Source organism: Pseudomonas sp. 2995-1 (assembly GCF_002742505.1).
GTDB classification, from domain to species: Bacteria; Pseudomonadota; Gammaproteobacteria; order Pseudomonadales; family Pseudomonadaceae; genus Aquipseudomonas; species Aquipseudomonas sivasensis.
In genome coordinates this window covers 371543-392319 of the sequence record NZ_LJSA01000249.1, presented here as the reverse complement: position 1 = coordinate 392319, position 20777 = coordinate 371543, and the positions used below count along the sequence as shown (strand labels likewise).

General features: G+C 57.9%; 20 protein-coding genes and 1 pseudogene. 14 read left to right on the top strand and 7 right to left on the bottom strand.

Annotated elements, in window-relative coordinates:
- Positions 1-52: 52 nt before the first annotated feature.
- From AOA61_RS04575 to AOA61_RS04560, 4 genes and pseudogenes are all read left to right on the top strand, one after another.
- A pseudogene (locus AOA61_RS04575) lies at positions 53-288 on the top strand (NADH:quinone oxidoreductase); the annotation flags it as partial.
- Positions 285-1241 (top strand): electron transport complex subunit RsxB, encoded by a 957-nt coding sequence (gene rsxB, locus AOA61_RS04570; RefSeq protein ID WP_099601219.1) that lies wholly within the window; start codon positions 285-287, stop codon positions 1239-1241. The pseudogene AOA61_RS04575 and the gene rsxB, both read left to right, overlap by 4 nt.
- Positions 1242-1391: 150 nt before the next feature.
- The gene (gene nth / locus AOA61_RS04565; RefSeq protein WP_032891781.1) at positions 1392-2030 is read left to right on the top strand and encodes an endonuclease III; all 639 of its coding nucleotides are present in this window, start codon (positions 1392-1394) and stop codon (positions 2028-2030) included.
- Between the two features lie 107 nt (positions 2031-2137).
- Positions 2138-2320 (top strand): PA3496 family putative envelope integrity protein, encoded by a 183-nt coding sequence (locus tag AOA61_RS04560; protein WP_032891782.1) that lies wholly within the window; start codon positions 2138-2140, stop codon positions 2318-2320.
- An 83-nt stretch (positions 2321-2403) separates the two neighbouring features.
- On the opposite strand, the gene AOA61_RS04555 is transcribed toward AOA61_RS04560, so the two are convergent.
- The 3 genes from AOA61_RS04555 to AOA61_RS04545 all read right to left on the bottom strand — a co-directional run bounded on the left by AOA61_RS04555 (position 2404) and on the right by AOA61_RS04545 (position 5917).
- On the bottom strand, positions 2404-3036 hold the full coding sequence (locus AOA61_RS04555; RefSeq protein ID WP_032891784.1) for a response regulator transcription factor: 633 nt from the start codon (positions 3034-3036) through the stop codon (positions 2404-2406).
- 625 nt (positions 3037-3661) lie between these two features.
- A complete protein-coding gene (locus AOA61_RS04550; RefSeq protein ID WP_012722490.1) occupies positions 3662-4879 on the bottom strand; it encodes an argininosuccinate synthase in 1218 nt (405 codons plus the stop codon).
- 129 nt (positions 4880-5008) lie between these two features.
- Positions 5009-5917, bottom strand: coding sequence for an OmpA family protein (locus AOA61_RS04545; protein ID WP_032891785.1), 909 nt, complete (start codon positions 5915-5917; stop codon positions 5009-5011).
- Between the two features lie 156 nt (positions 5918-6073).
- Here AOA61_RS04545 and pyrC point away from each other — a divergent pair, with 156 nt between their 5' ends.
- Positions 6074-7120 carry a dihydroorotase gene (gene pyrC, locus AOA61_RS04540; RefSeq protein ID WP_032891786.1) on the top strand — a complete coding sequence of 349 codons (1047 nt, stop codon included), beginning with the start codon at positions 6074-6076 and terminating at the stop codon, positions 7118-7120.
- The gene (gene rnt / locus AOA61_RS04535; RefSeq protein WP_032891788.1) at positions 7117-7788 is read left to right on the top strand and encodes a ribonuclease T; all 672 of its coding nucleotides are present in this window, start codon (positions 7117-7119) and stop codon (positions 7786-7788) included. Before pyrC ends, rnt begins: the two co-directional genes overlap by 4 nt.
- A gap of 66 nt (positions 7789-7854) precedes the next feature.
- On the opposite strand, the gene AOA61_RS04530 is transcribed toward rnt, so the two are convergent.
- The gene (locus tag AOA61_RS04530; protein ID WP_003172097.1) at positions 7855-8457 is read right to left on the bottom strand and encodes a peroxiredoxin; all 603 of its coding nucleotides are present in this window, start codon (positions 8455-8457) and stop codon (positions 7855-7857) included.
- 243 nt (positions 8458-8700) lie between these two features.
- Between AOA61_RS04530 and AOA61_RS04525 the strand changes: the two genes are divergently transcribed.
- Positions 8701-8919, top strand: a complete 219-nt coding sequence (locus tag AOA61_RS04525) for a bacterioferritin-associated ferredoxin (protein WP_010564137.1) — start codon at positions 8701-8703, stop codon at positions 8917-8919.
- Positions 8920-9121: 202 nt separating this feature from the next.
- Positions 9122-9592, top strand: a complete 471-nt coding sequence (gene bfr / locus AOA61_RS04520) for a bacterioferritin (RefSeq protein ID WP_017526353.1) — start codon at positions 9122-9124, stop codon at positions 9590-9592.
- A 79-nt stretch (positions 9593-9671) separates the two neighbouring features.
- Here the strand turns inward: bfr and grxD are convergent, their stop codons facing one another.
- Positions 9672-10010, bottom strand: a complete 339-nt coding sequence (gene grxD / locus AOA61_RS04515; protein WP_032891789.1) for a Grx4 family monothiol glutaredoxin — start codon at positions 10008-10010, stop codon at positions 9672-9674.
- A gap of 77 nt (positions 10011-10087) precedes the next feature.
- Positions 10088-12196: a molybdopterin oxidoreductase family protein gene (locus AOA61_RS04510; RefSeq protein ID WP_099601218.1), complete on the bottom strand. Its 2109-nt coding sequence runs from the start codon at positions 12194-12196 to the stop codon at positions 10088-10090.
- Between the two features lie 433 nt (positions 12197-12629).
- Between AOA61_RS04510 and argF the strand changes: the two genes are divergently transcribed.
- Positions 12630-13550: an ornithine carbamoyltransferase gene (gene argF, locus AOA61_RS04500; RefSeq protein ID WP_032891794.1), complete on the top strand. Its 921-nt coding sequence runs from the start codon at positions 12630-12632 to the stop codon at positions 13548-13550.
- Positions 13547-14656: an ABC transporter ATP-binding protein gene (locus tag AOA61_RS04495; protein WP_099601217.1), complete on the top strand. Its 1110-nt coding sequence runs from the start codon at positions 13547-13549 to the stop codon at positions 14654-14656. Before argF ends, AOA61_RS04495 begins: the two co-directional genes overlap by 4 nt.
- A 135-nt stretch (positions 14657-14791) precedes the next feature.
- Here AOA61_RS04495 and ybaK read toward each other — a convergent pair whose 3' ends face one another.
- The gene (ybaK, locus tag AOA61_RS04490) at positions 14792-15262 is read right to left on the bottom strand and encodes a Cys-tRNA(Pro) deacylase (RefSeq protein WP_032891799.1); all 471 of its coding nucleotides are present in this window, start codon (positions 15260-15262) and stop codon (positions 14792-14794) included.
- Between the two features lie 327 nt (positions 15263-15589).
- Between ybaK and AOA61_RS04485 the strand changes: the two genes are divergently transcribed.
- From AOA61_RS04485 to glpD, 4 genes are all read left to right on the top strand, one after another.
- Positions 15590-16444: an MIP/aquaporin family protein gene (locus AOA61_RS04485; RefSeq protein WP_032891800.1), complete on the top strand. Its 855-nt coding sequence runs from the start codon at positions 15590-15592 to the stop codon at positions 16442-16444.
- Between the two features lie 81 nt (positions 16445-16525).
- Positions 16526-18031 carry a glycerol kinase GlpK gene (gene glpK, locus AOA61_RS04480; RefSeq protein WP_032891801.1) on the top strand — a complete coding sequence of 502 codons (1506 nt, stop codon included), beginning with the start codon at positions 16526-16528 and terminating at the stop codon, positions 18029-18031.
- 83 nt (positions 18032-18114) lie between these two features.
- On the top strand, positions 18115-18870 hold the full coding sequence (locus tag AOA61_RS04475; protein ID WP_032891803.1) for a DeoR/GlpR family transcriptional regulator: 756 nt from the start codon (positions 18115-18117) through the stop codon (positions 18868-18870).
- Positions 18871-19148: 278 nt separating this feature from the next.
- Positions 19149-20687 (top strand): glycerol-3-phosphate dehydrogenase, encoded by a 1539-nt coding sequence (glpD, locus tag AOA61_RS04470; RefSeq protein ID WP_099601216.1) that lies wholly within the window; start codon positions 19149-19151, stop codon positions 20685-20687.
- The last annotated feature ends 90 nt before the right edge of the window (positions 20688-20777 follow it).

The following is a 20777-nucleotide window of genomic DNA, read 5'->3' as shown; positions in this document are numbered from 1 at the left end:
CGCTGCAATACAGCCCTGTCGTCTCGGCGACAGGGCTATAGATAGCTTATGGCTGGATAACGCGGGCGTGTTGGGCCTGGTATTGCTGTGGACTCACACGCAAAGGTCCTACCTCACATGTTCGCGATGAGCCTGGACGCCGGTCTCGGTTTTTGGCCGTTGCTGAGACTGTTCAGCGACTTACGCCAGCAGATCGCGGGCAATGACATTTTCCTACCTTTTCGCGGCCTACCGGTCGAGCTGATGGCGCTGGCATTCCGGGGCTTCAACGCAATGATCAAAACATGAGCCTGATTCAACGTATCGACGCACTGCTGCCGCAGACCCAATGCGGCAAGTGCGGACACCCAGGGTGCAAGCCTTACGCCGAGGGCATCGCCCAGGGCGAGGCCATCAATAAGTGCCCGCCGGGTGGGTATGAAACGATTGCGGGCCTGGCGCAGTTGCTGAGCCTGCCGCTGCTGGAACTGGACACCACCCGTGGCGAGGCGCCTGCGCAGGTTGCGTATATCCGCGAGGCCGAGTGCATCGGGTGCACCAAGTGCATCCAGGCCTGCCCGGTGGATGCCATCGTCGGCGCTGCCAAGTTTATGCACACAGTGATTATCGACGAGTGCACGGGCTGTGACCTCTGCGTCGCGCCCTGCCCGGTAGACTGCATCGAGATGCGTCCTCCGATCACCGTACTGCCTATCGTAGGTGGCTTGGCGGCCAACGACGAAGAGCGGCATGAACGTGATATCAAGCGCAATCGCGCACGTTGGCGCTTCGAGCAACGTAACGCGCGCCTGCAACGGGAAGAGGACCACAAGCTCGCAGAACGTCTGGCGCGGGCCAAACGTCCAGCGCAGGTGACGCCTGTGCCGCTGGATGGAGCACAGGCCGCACAGGACGCGGCGGTGAAAAAAGCCAAAGTCAATGTCGCGATGAGCCGCGCTCAGTTGCATAAATCATTGAAAGCCTTCGGGCATCCGCCGACGTTTGACCAGCAATCCCAGTTGATCGTCCTACAACAACAGTTTGAGGCAGCTGAGCAGGCACTGGCCAAACTTGAACCCGCCAACATTCCCGCAGCGCCTGTGAGCAACACCGCTGGCCTCAAGCGCGCCAAAATCCAACTGGCGATGCGCCGCGCCGAATTGAAGAAAGCCCAGGATCAACAGGCCGATGCACAACAATTGGCCGATGCGCAAAACAAGCTCGATGAAGCCCAGCGTCAGGTAGATGCCCATGGTGCTTGACGTGTGGCTGGGCACGCCGCCAAGTATGGTTGTACTCACGCTATCGATGGGCGCTCGGAATTCAGACTTCGCGGTGACTGGTAGCAGGGTTCCAGGCTTGGGCCCACTATTCGAAACCACGTTGCTCGCCAACAAGGAATCTTCTGCCTCATGAACGCCGCAAAACGCCTGGAAATTTTCCGCAGACTTCACGAAGACAATCCGGAACCCAAGACCGAACTGGCATACTCCTCGCCGTTCGAGTTGCTGATTGCGGTGATCCTGTCGGCCCAATCCACGGACGTTGGCGTCAACAAGGCCACGGCCAAGCTGTATCCCGTGGCAAACACGCCAGAGGCGATTTATGCGTTAGGCGTGGATGGGTTGTCGGAATACATCAAGACCATTGGCCTCTACAACAGTAAGGCCAAAAACGTCATTGAGACCTGCCGCCTGCTGGTAGAGCTGCATGGAAGCGAAGTGCCGCAAACCCGTGAAGCATTGGAAGCCTTGCCGGGTGTGGGCCGCAAAACCGCCAACGTTGTGCTCAACACTGCATTCCGGCAACTGACCATGGCCGTGGACACTCATATCTTCCGGGTCAGCAACCGAACGGGCATTGCACGTGGCAAGAACGTGGTTGAGGTAGAAAAGCAGTTGATGAAGTTCGTGCCAAAGCCCTACTTGCTCGACTCACACCATTGGCTGATCCTGCACGGGCGCTATGTTTGCCAGGCTCGCAAGCCACGCTGCGGCAGCTGCCGCATCGAAGACCTGTGCGAATACAAGGACAAAACGTCGGACGATTGAGGCGGCATTAGTTTTCTCGATCAGTCGATTGAAAAAATCTTTTTTACCCGTTCATGGATTATCGTTATAAGGAGCGCCAACGGCAGTCTTACTCCGGAGCTAACGTTATGAGCACTGACAAAGAACAGTTGGATGTGGAAGACGACCTCGTTGAGTCGGATGATGATGGTGCAGAGGCTCCCGTGATAGAGGTCGCCAAGACCAATCTGAGCAAACGCCGTACTATCGACAATCTTCTGGAAGAACGACGCTTGCAAAAACAACTGGCCGACTACGACTTCGATCTCTAAGCCAGCGGTCGAGGGCCGGAAGCCTCCCTTACGGAGGCTTTTTTCTGCGGACTATGCTGGGCTAGGTGCAGCCTGCAAGCCTTCTATACCAAGCCGTTGCGCTGGGCCAGTTCGATCAAATCCACCAGGGAACGAGCATTGAGCTTAAGCAACAAGCGAGTCTTGTAGGTGCTGACAGTCTTGTTGCTGAGGAACATACCGTCGGCGATTTCCTTGTTCGTCCGGCCCCGAGCCAGTTGCTGCAACACCATCATTTCCCTGCCTGACAACCGCTCGACCATATCAGCCTCACTGGCGTTGCCCATGGTGGAGCGTACCGAGTTGAGTGCCTGGTTTGGAAAGTAGCTGTAACCCGACAAAACCGCTTTGATCGCACTCAGCAATTCAGTCAAGTCCTGCTGTTTGCACACATAACCCGCAGCGCCCGCCTGCATACAACGCATGGAAAAGTGACCTGGGGCCTGGGATGTGAGCACCAGCACCTTAAAGGGTATAGGTTGTTTGGCAGACGACAACCGGCAAATAACTTCCAGGCCATCGAGTTTGGGAATCCCAATATCCAATATGACAATGTCCGGCATATGCTCCCGCGCAAGTTGCAACGCATCGACACCGTTATTGGTCTCGGCAACGACCTCATAACCATGACGCTCCATTAGCATACGCACAGCAAGACGAATGACGGGATGATCATCCACGATCAGCACTTTATTCATGAGAAAGTCCAATTTCGCTGTTCGAATTATTTAGAGCAAGCACAATAGCCTAGTCGTTTCATAGTTGGCATAGCGTCCCCCCCCGAGCAACAGCAAGCAGAGACCCAACCCACAGCGATAAAGGAAACGCCCTACAAAAAAACACCGATTCGAATGTTTCCGGTTTTATGGAGCCTTTCAGACCTTTCCGTCCCATCACACATTTTGAGTAAAATTTCCAGGTTACCAAGGGCAGAACGTGAACGAGCCCCACACAACTATCAGGAAATGCCCCTTGTCTTTCGACCACGGATACTGGAGCTGGTGGAGAAAAGTCGGTAGTTTCAGTTCCATTTAACATATTTTTTTACATCCCTATTTACTACAGAGTCTTAGGTCTCTCACATGTTCTCCCGCACCCACATGAGTGAATTATCTGTAAGACTAGTTCCTATGCAGATGTAAAAAATTCATTCCCCCCTACAAAAAATCGCACGCAGCGCACAGCAGTCGAGAAAAAACACATTATTCGAATAAGTTTGAACACTGATTAAACAACGTTAAACAATACCGATCTATTTAGAATACTCAGGCAAAAAAAATGGCCCCTTGAACAAGGGGCCATTCTTCAAAACAAGCTAAACACTCAGAATAACGAGCGGCCTTTATTAGCGGCAATGCGCATGCGCAATGCGTTCAACTTGATAAAGCCTGCTGCGTCAGCCTGGTTGTAAGCGCCGCCATCTTCTTCGAAGGTGGCGATGTTGGCGTCGAACAACGAATCATCAGACTTGCGGCCGGTAACGATCACATTACCCTTGTACAGTTTCAGGCGCACAACGCCGTTCACGTGAGCCTGGGAGGCGTCGATCATCTGTTGCAGCATCAGACGCTCCGGGCTCCACCAGTAGCCGGTGTAGATCAGGCTGGCGTACTTGGGCATCAGCTCGTCTTTGAGGTGAGCCACTTCGCGGTCCAGGGTAATGGACTCGATGGCGCGGTGAGCGCGCAGCATGATGGTGCCGCCCGGGGTTTCGTAGCAGCCACGGGACTTCATGCCCACATAGCGGTTCTCTACGATGTCGAGACGGCCGATACCGTGTTCGCCACCGATACGGTTCAGGGTCGCCAGCACAGTGGCCGGGGTCATTTCGACGCCGTCCAGTGCGACGATGTCGCCGTTGCGGTAGGTGAGCTCCAGGTACTGCGGCTTGTCTGGAGCGTTCTCCGGGGAGACGGTCCATTTCCACATGTCTTCTTCGTGCTCGGTCCAGGTGTCTTCCAGCACGCCGCCTTCATAGGAGATGTGCAGCAGGTTGGCGTCCATCGAGTACGGGGATTTCTTCTTGCCATGACGCTCGATCGGGATTGCATGCTTTTCAGCGTAATCCATCAGCTTTTCACGGGACAGCAGGTCCCATTCGCGCCAAGGGGCAATCACTTTCACGCCGGGCTTGAGCGCGTAGGCACCCAGCTCGAAACGTACCTGGTCGTTGCCCTTGCCGGTAGCGCCATGGGAAATGGCGTCAGCGCCGGTTTCGTTGGCGATTTCGATCAGGCGCTTGGCGATCAGCGGACGTGCGATGGAGGTACCCAGCAGGTACTCGCCTTCATAGACGGTGTTGGCGCGAAACATCGGGAAGACGAAATCGCGGACGAATTCTTCGCGCAGGTCGTCAATGTAGATCTCTTTCACGCCCATGGCTTGCGCCTTGGCACGTGCAGGTTCGACCTCTTCGCCCTGACCCAGGTCAGCGGTGAAGGTCACCACTTCACAGTTATAAGTATCCTGCAGCCACTTGAGGATCACCGAAGTGTCCAGGCCGCCGGAATACGCGAGAACGACCTTGTTTACGTCGGCCATGCCATCACTCCACGGGGTTGTACGGAAAGGCGTCGATTCTACCGATCAAAACCGTGGATTTACAGGGGCGCGACAGCAAATGAAGATAAAGCGACAGATTATGTCGAGCGAGCGACCGATGGTCGCACGTCAGGAGGTGTGTGCTGGGTTGCTCGGCCCCGCAGCCTGGGGCGCCGGTTTCTCGGGGACAGCCACACGTTCGAGCTGAATATTCACACGGCGGTTGCGGGCCCGGTTGGCGGCATTGGTATTGGGCGCCAAGGGGTAACTTTCGCCATGGAAACGCAGGGTAATCTGGGACTCCTGGATACCATTGGCCTTGAAGTAGTCCATCACCGCCAGCGCGCGGCGGCGTGAAACATCGCGATTGCTCAGGCGATTGCCACTGTTGTCCGAATGGCCATTCAATTCGACATGGTTGACGGTAGGATCCGCTTTCATGAATTCGAGAATCACTGCCAGCTTCTGCTTGGCCGCGGCGTCGAGCTCGATGCCCCCCCCAGGGAAGCCGACTTCAGTCTGCTTGACCTGATCGTAATTCATCGGCAACAACTTGGCCGTGCACAGCTGATAGTCGCTGTAGGCCTTGTTGAATTTCACCGGCAGCAGGCGAATTTCTGAATAGCCGCCCTCACGCCCATAGTGCCGCACGGTGGGCGAGCGGCCATCGAGCAAACCGTTGAACAGACGCCCAGCCTGGGCTTGAGAGCTGTTGAACAGCACATCACCGCTGCCAGCACGTACGGCACCGAGGTTGATGTCACCCCGACCGGGCTGCCAAGGGGCAGCGGCAGCCAACAAGGTGGCCGATCCTGCGCCCAGCGATCCGTTATAGGCTTTCAGACGGAACGTCGCCTGCTCACCCGCCCGGCGCACGAACTCACCCGAACCGAAATCGGTGATCGGTTGGGTCAGGCGGCACTCGAACTTGTCGCCCTCTACTTTCCACTCAATATTCTCCAGACGTGTCTGGAACGTGAGGGCCATCGCAGGCAGGCTGGCGAACACACTGAGCAGGGCTAGATAATGCTGGCGCACGGGAGGCTCCACTGGTTTCTACAACACTTCAAAGCGTCATACATCGATAAGGCATACGAAAGGCTATCGGATGCATCCTGCAAAACTTGATAGCGAGTGCCTGCAAGAGTCTTTTCCGGTAGCATTCCCACCAGATTGACCCGCCTGGAATCCCCAATGTCCGACCGCCTGACCCTGCTGCGTCCCGACGACTGGCATATTCATCTTCGCGATGGTGCTGCGTTGCCCCAAACCGTGGCCGATGTAGCGCGTACGTTTGGCCGCGCCATCATCATGCCTAACCTGGTACCACCGGTGCGTAACGCCGCTGAAGCCGATGCCTATCGCCAGCGTATCCTCGCTGCACGACCGGCCGGCAGCCGCTTCGAACCGTTGATGGTGCTCTACCTCACCGACCGCACCCAGCCCGAAGAAATTCGCGAGGCCAAAGCCAGCGGTTATGTGCACGCCGCCAAGCTGTACCCTGCTGGCGCGACCACCAACTCCGACTCCGGCGTGACTAGTATCGACAAGATCCTGCCCGCCATCGAAGCCATGGCCGAAGTGGGCATGCCGCTGCTGATCCACGGTGAAGTTACCCGTGGCGACGTGGACGTGTTCGATCGCGAGAAGATCTTCATCGACGAGCACATGCGCCGCGTGGTCGAGCTATTCCCGACCCTCAAGGTGGTGTTCGAGCACATCACCACGGCCGATGCCGTGCAGTTCGTCACCGAGGCCTCGGCCAACGTCGGCGCAACCATCACCGCCCATCACCTGCTGTACAACCGCAACCACATGCTGGTGGGCGGGATTCGGCCGCACTTCTATTGCCTGCCAATCCTCAAGCGCAATACCCACCAGGTGGCCTTGCTGGATGCCGCGACCAGCGGTAATCCGAAGTTTTTCCTCGGCACCGACTCCGCGCCTCACGCCCAGCACGCCAAGGAAGCCGCGTGCGGCTGTGCCGGTTGCTACACCGCTTATGCCGCCATCGAGCTGTACGCAGAAGCGTTCGAACAACGCAACGCCTTGGACAAACTCGAGGGTTTCGCCAGCCTCAACGGCCCACGTTTCTATGGCCTGCCGGCGAATACCGACCGCATTACCCTGGTCCGTGAAGACTGGACCGCCCCTGCCAGCCTGCCATTTGGCGAGCTGACCGTTATCCCGCTGCGCGCCGGTGAAACACTGCGCTGGCGCCTGCTGGAGGAAAGCAAGTGAGTGAAGACCATTACGATGACGACCAGGAACACGGCGGTGGTGGCTCGCGCCACCCGATGGCCGAACGTTTCCGTGGCTACCTGCCTGTCGTTATCGACGTAGAAACCGGCGGTTTCAATTGCGCCACCGACGCGCTGCTGGAAATTGCCGCGACGACCATCGGCATGGACGAACAGGGCTTTGTGTATCCAGAACACACCCACTTCTTCCGCGTCGAGCCGTTTGAAGGTGCCAACATTGAAGCGGCAGCCCTGGAGTTCACAGGGATCAAGCTTGATCACCCACTGCGCATGGCGGTGAGTGAAGAAGCAGCGCTGACCGATATCTTCCGTGGAGTGCGCAAGGCGTTGAAGGCCAATGGCTGCAAACGCGCGATCCTGGTCGGGCATAACAGCAGCTTCGACCTGGGTTTCCTGAACGCAGCCGTGGCGCGGTTGGACATGAAGCGCAACCCGTTTCACCCGTTCTCCAGCTTCGACACCGCAACCCTTGCCGGCCTCGCCTACGGTCAGACCGTATTGGCCAAAGCCTGCCAGGCCGCCGGTATCGATTTCGACGGTCGCGAAGCCCACTCGGCCCGATACGACACAGAAAAGACCGCTGATCTGTTCTGCGGCATCGTCAACCGCTGGAAGCAGATGGGCGGCTGGGAAGACTTCGGCGACTGAGTTCAAATCCCGCCTATAAAAAAACCGGCCTGTTACAGGCCGGTTTTTTTGTACCTCGATTCTGGCTTACAGCTTGCCAGCGTTCTCGGTCAGGTAAGCCGCAACGCCTTCTGGCGAAGCGTTCATGCCTTTGTCGCCCTTCTTCCAGTTGGCAGGGCACACTTCGCCGTGCTCTTCGTGGAATTGCAGAGCGTCGACCAGGCGAATCAGCTCTTCCATGTTACGGCCCAGCGGCAGGTCGTTGATGATCTGCGAGCGGACAACGCCTTTGTCATCGATCAGGAACGCGCCACGGAAAGCCACGCCGCCTTCGGACTCAACGTCGTAAGCCTTGGCAATGTCGTGCTTCATGTCGGCAGCCATGGTGTATTTGACTTTGCCGATGCCGCCATCGTTGATGGCAGTGTTGCGCCAGGCGTTGTGGGTGAAATGGGAGTCGATGGAAACGGCGACCACTTCAACGTTACGCGCCTTGAAATCGTCCATGCGGTGGTCCAGAGCGATCAGCTCCGAAGGGCAGACGAAAGTGAAGTCCAGCGGGTAGAAGAACACCAGGCCGTATTTGCCTTTAATGGCTTCAGACAGTTTGAAGCTGTCAACGATTTCGCCATTGCCGAGCACGGCAGGTACGTCGAAATCCGGGGCTTGTTTGCCGACGAGTACGCTCATTAGGTATCTCCTGATGTAAGGGTGACGATTGAAGTAAAAGGACCGGCCTTGAGTCTGCCGCATTCAAGCGACAGCCCTGTGACGCAGTCACGCTTCGTGAAGACCGACCATCATACACTGAAAAAACCGTTCGTCAGCGTGAGGGCGGTGCGGGCAAATACCCTACGAATCTACTTTGACAATCATTCTCGTTAACATTAAGATCCATCGCACTTAAGCCTTAACCCCGCGACGGTTCTCCCTATGTATGTGTGCCTCTGTACTGGCGTCACCGACGGACAAATCCGCGAAGCAATCTATGAAGGTTGCTGCAGCTATAAGGAAGTACGTGAAACCACCGGCGTTGCCAGCCAATGTGGCAAATGTGCCTGCCTCGCCAAGCAAGTGGTACGGGAAACCCTGACGCAGCTGCAGACAGCCCAGGCAGCACTCCCCTACTCAGCAGAATTTACACACGCTTAAATAGGCGTGTTTTAAAGAGCCGGACTTAGTGTCCGGTTTTTTTTATGCCTGTAATTCAATTAGTTAGCCCCAAGACGCGGAACAAAAACATTCTTATTCCGATTAATTTTCATTTATTATTCAATAACTTAGGTTTGACACTGAGGTTTTCGCCGCTCAAACTCCGCCCTATACACAGCTATTACAGGGCAGGACCCCAGTCATGAAAGGCGACATCTCAGTCATCCAGCAACTCAACAAAATCCTTGCCAATGAACTGGTCGCGATCAATCAGTACTTTCTGCATGCACGCATGTACGACGATTGGGGCCTGGAAAAGCTTGGCAAGCGCGAATACAAAGAATCCATCAAAGCTATGAAGGACGCAGACGCGCTGATCAAGCGCATTCTGTTCCTGGAAGGCCTACCGAACGTCCAGGACCTGGGCAAGCTGAACATCGGCGAGCACACCCAGGAAATGATCGGCAGCGACCTGGGTTTTGAACGCAAGAGCCACAGCGACCTCAAGGCGGCCATCGCTCACTGCGAAGCCCAAGGCGATTTCGGCAGCCGTGAATTGCTGGAAGATATCCTGGAAGATCAGGAAGAACACATCGACTGGCTGGAAACCCAATTGGGCCTGATCGACAAGGTCACCCTGGAAAATTACCTGCAATCGCAGATGGGCGAATAAGCCTTATCGGCTTGCCGGTAAAACCCCACAAAAAAGCCCCGCTCTCTCACGAGAAGCGGGGCTTTTTATTGCAGGCGAATCAAGCGTCAGTCTTGGCCGCCGCATTTGCCGCTGCGTCTTTGATCAGCGTCTGCAACGAACCATCAGCTGCCATTTCAGTGATGATATCGCTACCGCCAACCAGCTCACCGGCTACCCACAGCTGTGGGAAAGTCGGCCAGTTGGCGTACTTCGGCAGGTTGGCGCGGATTTCCGGGTTTTGCAGGATATCCACGTAAGCGAACTTCTCGCCACACTGCATAACAGCCTGGGAAGCCTTCGCGGAGAAACCGCACTGAGGAGCGTTAGGGGCGCCCTTCATGTAAAGCAGAATGGTGTTATTGGCAATCTGCTCTTTGATCGTTTCGATGATATCCATGGAACACCTCGGCTGGAACTTTGCGACTCACAGGTCGGCACGGTGGCGCATTGTAACGCAAAATTCCAGCCGGGTGCTCAGGCCGCTGCTACCTGGACCGGAACGCCATTGAGCGCAGCGTTCCCCGATAGCTCATCCAACTGCCGCTCGTCGGTCAAGTCATTCGCGCTCGCCCCCGGTTGCCCGCTGGCGATGGTCATCTTGACGCCCGGGCGAGCGTGACCCCAGCCATGGGGCAGGCTGACGACCCCGGGCATCATCTCCAGACTGGCCAGCACCTCTACCTCGATCATGCCAATGCGCGAACTCACGCGAACCCGCTGACCATCACTCAGTTGCCGACTGACAAGGTCATCGGGATGCATCAGCAATTGATGTCGGGGCTTGCCCTTCACCAAGCGATGATAATTATGCATCCAGGAATTATTGCTGCGCACATGCCGACGGCCGATCAGCAGCAGTTCGTCAGCCATGGGCAGCGGCTGCGCGGCGAAGCGCGCCAGGTCGGCAAGAATCACAGCGGGCGCGGCCTGAACCTTACCGTCAGCCGTTTTCAAGCGCGCACAAAGATTGGGCTGCAACGGCCCCAAATCCACGCCATGGGGGTGATCGGCCAGCATCTCAACCGACAGTTTATGACTCGACGCATCACCATACGCCCCGGCACGCAGTCCGAAGTCGATCATCTTGGCCGGCGGCATCGTCGGTTTAAGCACAACACCGGTCTGCGCCGCAAAGGCGGTGGCCAGACCGACGAAAATTTCCCAGTCATGCAAGGCCCCTTCGGGCTTGGGCAAGATCGCGCGGTTGAAACGGGTGACGTTACGCACCGCAAACATGTTGAAGGTGGTGTCGTAGTGATCGTTTTCCAGGGCCGAGGTGGACGGCAAAATCAGATCGGCATACCGAGTGGTCTCGTTGATGTAAAGATCGATACTGACCATGAACTCCAACCCATCCAGCGCCTGCTCCAACTGGCGACCGTTAGGGGTCGACAGCACAGGATTGCCCGCTACCGTGACCAATGCGCGAATCTGCCCTTCGCCGTCAGTAAGCATTTCTTCAGCCAGGACCGACACCGGCAACTCGCCGCCGTACTCCGGACGCCCGGAAACCCGGCTTTGCCAGCGGTTGAAATGCCCCCCGCCGGTCGACGCCACCAGGTCCACCGCGGGGGTGGTGCACAAGGCGCCGCCAACCCGGTCCAGGTTGCCGGTGACCAGGTTGATCAACTGCACCAACCAATGGCAGAGCGTGCCAAACGCCTGGGTCGACACACCCATACGCCCATAACACACGGCCTTGTCCGCTGCGGCAAAGTCCCGCGCTAATTGGCGGATCTGTTCGGCAGGCACCGCACACTGGCGGCTCATGGCCTCGGCAGTAAAGCCTGCGATAGCACGGCGAACGTCCTCAAGACCGTCTACCGGTAAATGACTGACGCGTGTCAGGTTTTCGGTAAACAAGGTGTTGAGCACACCGAACAACAGCGCCGCATCCCCACCCGGCCGCACGAATAGGTGTTGATCAGCAATCGCCGCCGTTTCACTGCGCCGAGGGTCTACCACCACCACTTTGCCGCCCCGGGACTGAATGGCCTTAAGGCGCTTCTCCACATCTGGCACGGTCATAATGCTGCCGTTGGAAGCCAGCGGGTTGCCACCCAGGATCAGCATAAAGTCGGTGTGATCGATGTCCGGGATCGGCAGCAGCAGGCCATGGCCGTACATCAAGTGGCTGGTGAGGTGATGAGGCAACTGATCCACAGAGGTCGCGGAATACCGATTGCGCGTCTTGAGCAGGCCGAGGAAGTAGTTGCTGTGAGTCATCAGCCCATAGTTGTGCACGCTGGGGTTGCCCTGATACACCGCCACCGCATTCTGCCCGTGCCGGGCCTGGATACCCGACAGCCGCTCGGCGACCAAGGAAAACGCTTCGTCCCACGGGATCGCTCGCCATTCGCTGCCCGTTCGCAACATCGGCTGGTGGAGGCGGTCCGGGTCATTCTGGATATCCTGCAACGCCACCGCCTTTGGGCAGATATGACCACGGCTGAAGGTGTCCAACGCGTCGCCCTTGATCGAGGTGATCGCCAGGCTGCCGTCTTCGGCTTGGGTAGTTTCCAGGGTCAAGCCACAGATGGCTTCACATAGATGGCACGCACGGTGATGGAGAGTCTTGGTCATGGCCAGTCTCTTTATAAGGGCTTTGGTCTGACTATGGGCCGCGACCATGACAGACGCCAGTATCGTTCGTCCTGTGAATCGGCAAGCATTAGGCCAGGCCATGACCAAGCATGAGCAAATGTTACAAAACCCTATATACAGCCCCGGAAACCGACGCGGCCTGATCCGAGCCCGCCCCCGCGCATTGCAAAAGGTTGCGACGCCAGTGTACAAATGGCCCGCTGCCGTCAGGAAATCGTCTTCAAAAGCGCTCTCGCGCCCTTCTTGAACACCCCTAAAAACGTAGCCCTATTGGTAAGACGCGACATTTAATGTCAATATCGCGCCTTCCCCTATTTCGTCGCCCCGTGCGGCTTTCGCCGCAGGTCTCGCCCGTTTTCACAATAAACAAGGCTTTGAGTATCTGCGGTCTGTTGCAAAAAGGTAGTTAATGATGAGCGCAAGGCACTTTCTCTCCCTGATGGATTGCACGCCCGAAGAGCTGGTCAGCGTGATCCGTCGAGGCATTGAGCTTAAAGACCTGCGTAACCGCGGCGTACTGTTCGAGCCTTTGAAAAACCGCGTCCTCGGCATGATTTTCGAGAAGTCGTCGACCCGCACCCGTGTGTCTTTTGAAGCCGGCATGATCCAACTAGGTGGCCAAGCCATCTTCCTGTCTTCGCGCGACACTCAACTGGGTCGTGGCGAGCCTGTCGCCGACAGCGCCCGCGTCATGTCGCGCATGCTGGATGCGGTGATGATCCGTACCTTTGCCCACAGCACCGTCACCGAATTTTCCGCCAACTCACGAGTTCCGGTGATCAACGGCCTGTCCGATGACCTGCACCCGTGCCAGTTGCTGGCTGACATGCAAACCTTCCTTGAGCACCGTGGCTCCATCCAAGGCAAGACCGTGGCCTGGATCGGTGACGGCAACAACATGTGCAACAGCTATATAGAAGCGGCGATCCAATTCGACTTCCAACTGCGCATTGCTTGCCCGCAAGGCTACGAGCCTGACGCGCGCTTCCTGGCACAGGCCGGCGATCGCGTCACCCTGGTGCGTGACCCACGTGACGCCGTGCTGGGCGCGCACCTCGTCAGCACCGACGTCTGGACCTCCATGGGCCAGGAAGACGAAACCGCCCAGCGCCTGGCCCTGTTCGCGCCGTACCAGGTAAATCGGGCCCTGCTCGACCTGGCTGCACCGGATGTGCTGTTCATGCACTGCCTGCCCGCTCACCGCGGCGAAGAAATTAGCCTCGACCTGCTTGACGATGAGCGCTCGGTCGCCTGGGACCAGGCCGAAAACCGCCTGCACGCTCAGAAGGCTCTGCTCGAATTCCTCGTCCCGCCTTCGTACCACCACGCATGAGCCAGCCACTTCTGCTGAACCTGCGCAATCTGGCATGCGGCTATCAAGATCAACGGGTGGTGCAGAACCTCAATCTGCACCTGAACGCGGGTGATATCGGTTGCCTGCTCGGCTCATCAGGCTGCGGTAAAACCACCACTCTGCGCGCGATTGCCGGTTTTGAGCCGGTGCATGAAGGCGAAATCAGCCTGGCAGGAGAAGTGATCTCCAGTGCCGGTTTCACCCTGGCACCGGAGAAGCGTCGCATCGGCATGGTGTTCCAGGACTATGCGCTGTTTCCCCACCTCAGCGTGGCCGACAACATCGCGTTCGGCATCCGCAAGCATCCACAAAAGGATCGCGTGGTTACCGAGTTGCTGGAACTGGTCAACCTGAAGAATCTGGGCAAGCGCTTCCCTCACGAACTGTCCGGCGGCCAGCAGCAACGTGTCGCCCTCGCCCGCGCCCTGGCGCCGGAGCCGCAACTGTTGCTGCTGGACGAACCCTTCTCCAACCTTGATGGCGAACTGCGGCGCAAGCTCAGCCATGAGGTGCGCGACATTCTAAAGGCGCGCGGCACCAGTGCGATCCTGGTCACCCATGACCAGGAAGAAGCGTTTGCCGTGAGTGATCAGGTCGGCGTCTTCAAGGAGGGCCGTCTGGAGCAGTGGGACACGCCCTACAACCTCTATCACGAACCTCAGACACCCTACGTCGCCAGCTTTATCGGCCAGGGTTATTTCATTCGTGGTCAATTGAGCTCGCCCGAGTCCGTCAGCACCGAACTGGGTGACCTGCGCGGCAATCGCGCCTACACCTGGCCGACCGGTGGTGCGGTGGATGTGTTGCTACGCCCGGATGACATCGTCTACGCGCCGGACAGTGCATTGAAAGCCCGGATCGTCGGCAAGACGTTCCTCGGTGCATCCACCTTGTACCGTCTGCAGTTGCCGACCGGCGCGCAACTGGAATCGATTTTCCCCAGTCATGCCGACCATCAGGTGGGGTCGGATGTGGGGATTCGTGTAGCCGCTGAGCATCTGGTGCTGTTTCAGGCTTCGGGCAGCACCGCGGCGCAGATCCCTCGATCCGAGTCGGGCGTACGGCGCTACAACCCGGCACACTGAGTATTTGAAGAATACTGGTCATCATGTGGGAGGGAGCTTGCTCCCGATGGCAGTGGGTCAGCTGTAGATACACCGGCTGACCTACAGCGATAGTGAGCAAGCGCCCTCCCACATGGGCTCTCCAGGAGCCGGGGATTACGCCCGGCCAATTTCTGCGAATATGGCCTGGGTGTGCTCCGCCAGCACCGCTGCCGACAACTCCACTTCCAAACCCCGCCTCCCCGCACTGACAAAAATCGTCGTGAACGGCTGCGCCGTCACATCGATAAACGTGCGCAAACGCTTCTTCTGCCCCAACGGACTGATGCCACCTAACAGATAACCGGTCGAACGCTGCGCCGCGGCGGGGTCGGCCATTTCTACTTTTTTCACCCCCGCCGCGTGCGCCAGGGCTTTCAAGTCCAGACTTCCGACGACCGGCACCACAGCCACCAACAATTCGCCTTTTTCGCTGCTGGCCAACAAGGTCTTGAACACCTGCGCCGGGTCGAGGCTCAACTTTTCTGCGGCCTCCAGGCCATATGAGGCGGCCTTGGGATCGTGTTCATAACTGTGGATGCGATGTTCGGCGCGAACTTTTTTCAACAAATCCAATGCGGGGGTCATGGCGTCTCCGGCGGTGGCAAACAGGTGGCCAATTCTAGGCCAAGCCCGCGTAAAACGCTCTAATGCGCACCTCTCTTCCAACGATACTCCGTAGGGCAAGCATGATCATTCATCAAACCCATAGTTCGAAAGTGACTGACCGTTCACTTTCGACCTTTGACAGCGGTCATTCTTGTCTATATTTTTTCGCTTACGAACACTGTAGTAATACACCTACAGTATTCCAGCAGTAAGCCGTGCCTTGGATGGGGATCCTCGTCACGGTGAAAATCGCGCCACCGCCCGTTGAGGCAGTGCGCCAGACAAGAACAACAATTGAGGTTTTCCATGACAACTGCTCTTCAACAGCCTTCACTTTCGAGCCAATGCATGGCCGAGTTCCTGGGGACTGCGCTTCTGATCTTCTTCGGTACAGGATGTGTCGCTGCCCTCAAGGTCGCGGGTGCCAGCTTTGGGTTATGGGAAATCAGCATCATTTGGGGTATCGGCGTCAGCATGGCGATCTACCTGAGCGCCGGTATTTCCGGGGCTCACCTCAACCCAGCAGTCAGCATCGCTCTATGCCTTTTCGCCGATTTCGAAAAGCGCAAACTGCCCTTCTACATCCTCGCCCAAGTGGCCGGCGCATTCTGCTCAGCGGCGCTGGTGTACACGCTCTATAGCAATCTGTTTTTCGATTACGAACAAACCCATCATCTGGTACGCGGCACTCAAGCCAGCCTGGAATTGGCGTCGGTGTTCTCCACCTACCCTCATGCCCTGCTGAGCACTGCACAGGCTTTCCTGGTGGAAATGGTCATTACGGCGATTCTGATGGGCGTGATCATGGCCCTGACCGATGACAATAACGGCCTGCCACGCGGCCCGTTGGCGCCACTGCTGATCGGCCTGCTGATTGCGGTAATTGGCAGCGCCATGGGCCCGTTGACCGGCTTTGCGATGAACCCGGCGCGGGATTTCGGGCCCAAGCTGATGACCTTTTTCGCTGGTTGGGGTGAAATGGCCTTCACTGGCGGCCGCGATATTCCTTACTTCCTGGTGCCGATTTTCGCGCCGATTGTCGGCGCATGCCTGGGTGCTGCGGCCTATCGCGGGCTGATTGCCCGTCATCTGCCGAGCGCAGCACCTGCTGTCGCCGAAACCCAAGACACCGCCGTCACTGGCGAAACCCGTATTTCCTGATAATACCGCCTGGTCCCTACTGCCCTTTTAGTGGCCCAGGCTGTTGATCCACTCCCTTATTTCTCGTCCAAGGCAATCGACATGACCGACATTCAGAATAAGAACTACATCATTGCCCTTGATCAGGGCACCACCAGTTCCCGGGCAATCATCTTCGATCGTGACGCCAACGTGGTCTGCACCGCCCAGCGTGAGTTCACTCAGCACTACCCACAGCCAGGGTGGGTTGAACATGACCCGATGGAAATCTTCGCTACCCAGAGCGCGGTGATGGTCGAAGCCCTGGCACAAGCCGGCCTGCACCACGACCAGGTCGCCGCCATCGGTATCACCAACCAGCGTGAAACCACCGTCGTGTGGGACAAAATCACCGGCCGCCCGATCTACAACGCCATCGTGTGGCAGTGCCGCCGCAGCACCGAGATCTGCCAGCAGCTCAAGCGTGATGGCCACGAGCAATACATCAACGACACCACCGGCCTGGTCACCGACCCGTACTTTTCCGGTACCAAGCTCAAGTGGATCCTCGATAACGTCGAAGGCAGCCGTGAGCGCGCGCGCAATGGCGAACTGCTGTTCGGCACCGTGGACAGCTGGCTGATCTGGAAATTTACCGGCGGCAAAACCCACGTCACCGATTACACCAACGCCTCGCGCACCATGCTCTTCAACATCCACACCTTGGAGTGGGATGCGAAGATGCTGGAGATCCTCGACGTTCCTCGCGAAATGCTGCCGGAAGTGAAGTCCTCTTCGGAGATCTACGGCCGCACCAAGAGCGGCATCGCCATCGGCGGTATCGCCGGTGACCAGCAAGCGGCGCTGTTCGGCCAGATGTGCGTGGAAGCCGGCCAGGCCAAGAACACCTACGGCACCGGCTGCTTCCTGCTGATGAACACCGGCGACAAAGCGGTGAAATCCAAGCACGGCATGCTCACCACCATCGCCTGCGGCCCGCGTGGCGAAGTGGCCTACGCACTCGAAGGCGCGGTCTTCAACGGCGGCTCCACTGTGCAGTGGCTGCGTGACGAGTTGAAGATCATCGCCGACGCCACCGACACCGAATACTTCGCCGGCAAGGTCAAGGACAGCAATGGCGTGTACCTGGTCCCGGCCTTCACCGGCCTGGGTGCTCCTTACTGGGACCCCTACGCCCGTGGCGCACTGTTCGGCCTGACCCGTGGCGTACGCGTGGATCACATTATTCGTGCAGCCCTGGAGTCGATTGCCTACCAAACCCGTGACGTTCTCGATGCCATGCAGCAGGACTCCGGCGAACGCCTCAAGGCCCTGCGTGTGGACGGCGGCGCGGTGGCCAACAACTTCCTGATGCAGTTCCAGGCCGATATCCTCGGCACCCAGGTCGAGCGCCCGCAAATGCGCGAGACCACGGCATTGGGCGCCGCCTATCTGGCCGGCCTGGCCTGTGGCTTCTGGGGAAGCCTGGACGAGTTGCGAGGCAAGGCAGTGATCGAGCGCGAATTCGAACCACAGCTCGATGAAGCAGCCAAAGAAAAACTCTACGCTGGCTGGCAAAAAGCTGTCAGCCGCACCCGCGACTGGGAACCGCACGAAGGCGCCGAATAAGCCAAGCTCCGGTTGTAACTGGCCGGGAGCGGATTCCTGCGTCATCATGGGCCACTTTTGTATGGCAGCCCAAAGGACGCCCCATGAATCTGCCTCCCCGCCAACAACAAATCCTCGAACTGGTCCGCGAGCGCGGCTACGTCAGTATCGAGGAAATGGCGCAGCTATTTGTTGTCACCCCGCAGACCATCCGCCGCGATATCAATCAGCTGGCGGACGCCAATTTGCTGCGCCGCTACCACGGCGGCGCGGCCTATGACTCCAGTGTCGAAAACACCGCGTACGCCATGCGTGCCGACCAGATGCGCGACGAGAAACAGCGCATCGGCGAGGCCATTGCCGCGCAAATCCCCGACCACGCCTCGCTGTTCATCAATATCGGCACCACCACCGAGTCCATCGCCCGTGCGCTGTTGAATCACAACCACCTGAAAATCATCACCAACAACCTCAACGTCGCCACCATGCTCAGTGCCAAGGATGACTTTGACGTGCTGCTGACTGGCGGCAACGTGCGGCGTGACGGCGGTGTGGTGGGCCAGGCCAGCGTGGACTTCATCAACCAGTTCAAGGTCGACTTTGCCTTGGTGGGTATCAGCGGCATTGATGAAGATGGCAGCTTGTTGGATTTCGATTACCAGGAAGTCAGGGTTTCCCAGGCGATCATCGCCAATGCCCGCAAAGTGATCCTGGCGGCGGACTCGAGCAAATTTGGGCGCAATGCCATGATTCGTTTAGGGCCGATCAGCCTGGTGGACTGCCTGGTGACGGATCAGCAACCGGTGCCGGCGCTGGTGCAGTTGCTGAATGACCATAAGGTTCGCCTGGAAGTCGTATAGCGTCTGCACTGACGTCATCGGGGGCAAGCCTCCTCCCACCCTTCGAGCTGTGAATACGCTCGAATGTGGGAAGGGGCTTACTCCCACAATGGCGAGCCATCACACACCCTTTTCCTCAAGCCTTTCCAAGGCTCATGTTCACAATTCTTCCTTTTCCTGCCCTTTGATGAGTTTTTTCAATCAAAGTCGAGTGGCTGTGCGCGCGTTTATCAGCTACCATTTTCGCAAATGAACATTAATGTTCGAATTCCAAGACGAAAAAATCGCGAGGCCAGCCGATGAACCCTTCCACCTTGCCTGCATCACCGCTTGCCGAAGTCTATGACGTTGCCGTAATCGGTGGCGGGATCAACGGCGTCGGCATTGCAGCAGACGCAGCCGGTCGCGGTTTGTCAGTATTCCTTTGCGAAAAGGACGACCTGGCCAGCCACACCTCCTCCGCCAGCAGCAAGCTGATCCACGGCGGCCTGCGCTACCTCGAACATTACGAGTTCCGCTTGGTGCGTGAAGCATTGGCCGAACGCGAAGTGCTGCTGGCCAAGGCCCCGCACATCGTCAAGCAGATGCGTTTTGTATTGCCGCACCGCCCGCACCTGCGCCCGGCGTGGATGATCCGCGCAGGTCTGTTCCTGTATGACCACTTGGGCAAGCGCGAAAAGCTCGCCGGCTCCAAAAGCCTCAAGTTTGGCGCTGACAGCCCGCTGAAAAGCGAAATCACCAAGGGTTTCGAATACTCCGACTGCTGGGTCGATGACGCCCGCCTGGTGGTGCTCAACGCCATGGCCGCTCGCGAAAAAGGCGCGCACATTCACACCCAGACCCGCTGCATCAGCGCGCACCGCAGCAACGGTATGTGGGATATGAACATGGAACGCGCCGACGGCAGCCTGTTCTCGATCCGCGCCCGCGCTTTGGTGAATGCCGCCGGCCCGTGGGTCGCCAAGTTCATCAAGGAAGACCTGAAGCTGGATTCGCCCTACGGCATCCGCTTAATCCAGGGCAGCCACCTGATCGTGCCGAAACTGTACGAAGGCGCCCACGCGCACATCCTGCAGAACGAAGATCAGCGCATCGTCTTCACTATTCCGTACCTGAACCACCTGACCATCATCGGCACCACCGACCGCGAATACACCGGCGATCCGGCGAAAGTGGCGATCACCGAAGGTGAAACCGACTACATGCTCAACGTGGTAAACGCGCACTTCAAGAAACAACTGAGCCGCGATGACATCGTCCACACCTACTCCGGCGTACGCCCGCTGTGCAACGACGAGTCGGATAACCCATCGGCGATCACCCGCGATTACACCCTGTCGGTGTCGGGCGGCGCAGGCGAGGCACCGATTCTGTCGGTGTTCGGCGGCAAGCTGACCACCTATCGCAAGCTCGCCGAGTCGGCGATGGCGCAATTGGCCCCGTATTTCACCCAAATGCGCCCAAGCTGGACCGCCAAGGCCAGCCTGCCGGGTGGCGAAGACATGACCTCACCAGAAGCCCTGGCCGAAGCCATTCGCCACAAATTCGACTGGGTGCCGAGCGAGATCGCACGCCGTTGGTCCACCACCTATGGCAGCCGCACATGGCGCCTGCTGGAAGGCGTGCAATCGCTGGCCGACCTGGGCGACCACTTGGGTGGCGGCCTGTATACACGAGAAGTCGACTACCTGTGCACCGAAGAATGGGTGACCCAACCTCAGGACGTGCTGTGGCGCCGTACCAAGCTTGGCCTGTTCACCACACCGGAAGAACAGGACAACCTGCAACGTTACCTGTCCCAAGTTGAGCAGAACCGCAGCAAGACTCAGGCGGCCTGACAGACTCTTCATACAAATGCCCCTGCGCCGCGAGGCCCAGGGGCTTTTTTATGCGCGCCAAGTCATTCGGTTTTCCGAACGCAACACTCC

What these genes read in the sequence shown, in the direction of transcription:
- nth (WP_032891781.1), top strand. Translation starts at nt 1,392, where the DNA reads ATGAACGCCGCAAAACGCCTGGAAATTTTCCGCAGACTTCACGAAGAC.
- AOA61_RS04475 (WP_032891803.1), top strand. Translation starts at nt 18,115, where the DNA reads ATGAATCTGCCTCCCCGCCAACAACAAATCCTCGAACTGGTCCGCGAG.
- rsxB (WP_099601219.1), top strand. Translation starts at nt 285, where the DNA reads ATGAGCCTGATTCAACGTATCGACGCACTGCTGCCGCAGACCCAATGC.
- AOA61_RS04485 (WP_032891800.1), top strand. Translation starts at nt 15,590, where the DNA reads ATGACAACTGCTCTTCAACAGCCTTCACTTTCGAGCCAATGCATGGCC.
- glpK (WP_032891801.1), top strand. Translation starts at nt 16,526, where the DNA reads ATGACCGACATTCAGAATAAGAACTACATCATTGCCCTTGATCAGGGC.
- bfr (WP_017526353.1), top strand. Translation starts at nt 9,122, where the DNA reads ATGAAAGGCGACATCTCAGTCATCCAGCAACTCAACAAAATCCTTGCC.
- grxD (WP_032891789.1), bottom strand. Translation starts at nt 10,010, where the DNA reads ATGGATATCATCGAAACGATCAAAGAGCAGATTGCCAATAACACCATT.
- AOA61_RS04560 (WP_032891782.1), top strand. Translation starts at nt 2,138, where the DNA reads ATGAGCACTGACAAAGAACAGTTGGATGTGGAAGACGACCTCGTTGAG.
- AOA61_RS04495 (WP_099601217.1), top strand. Translation starts at nt 13,547, where the DNA reads ATGAGCCAGCCACTTCTGCTGAACCTGCGCAATCTGGCATGCGGCTAT.
- AOA61_RS04530 (WP_003172097.1), bottom strand. Translation starts at nt 8,457, where the DNA reads ATGAGCGTACTCGTCGGCAAACAAGCCCCGGATTTCGACGTACCTGCC.
- argF (WP_032891794.1), top strand. Translation starts at nt 12,630, where the DNA reads ATGAGCGCAAGGCACTTTCTCTCCCTGATGGATTGCACGCCCGAAGAG.
- AOA61_RS04510 (WP_099601218.1), bottom strand. Translation starts at nt 12,196, where the DNA reads ATGACCAAGACTCTCCATCACCGTGCGTGCCATCTATGTGAAGCCATC.
- AOA61_RS04525 (WP_010564137.1), top strand. Translation starts at nt 8,701, where the DNA reads ATGTATGTGTGCCTCTGTACTGGCGTCACCGACGGACAAATCCGCGAA.
- AOA61_RS04550 (WP_012722490.1), bottom strand. Translation starts at nt 4,879, where the DNA reads ATGGCCGACGTAAACAAGGTCGTTCTCGCGTATTCCGGCGGCCTGGAC.
- ybaK (WP_032891799.1), bottom strand. Translation starts at nt 15,262, where the DNA reads ATGACCCCCGCATTGGATTTGTTGAAAAAAGTTCGCGCCGAACATCGC.
- AOA61_RS04555 (WP_032891784.1), bottom strand. Translation starts at nt 3,036, where the DNA reads ATGAATAAAGTGCTGATCGTGGATGATCATCCCGTCATTCGTCTTGCT.
- glpD (WP_099601216.1), top strand. Translation starts at nt 19,149, where the DNA reads ATGAACCCTTCCACCTTGCCTGCATCACCGCTTGCCGAAGTCTATGAC.
- pyrC (WP_032891786.1), top strand. Translation starts at nt 6,074, where the DNA reads ATGTCCGACCGCCTGACCCTGCTGCGTCCCGACGACTGGCATATTCAT.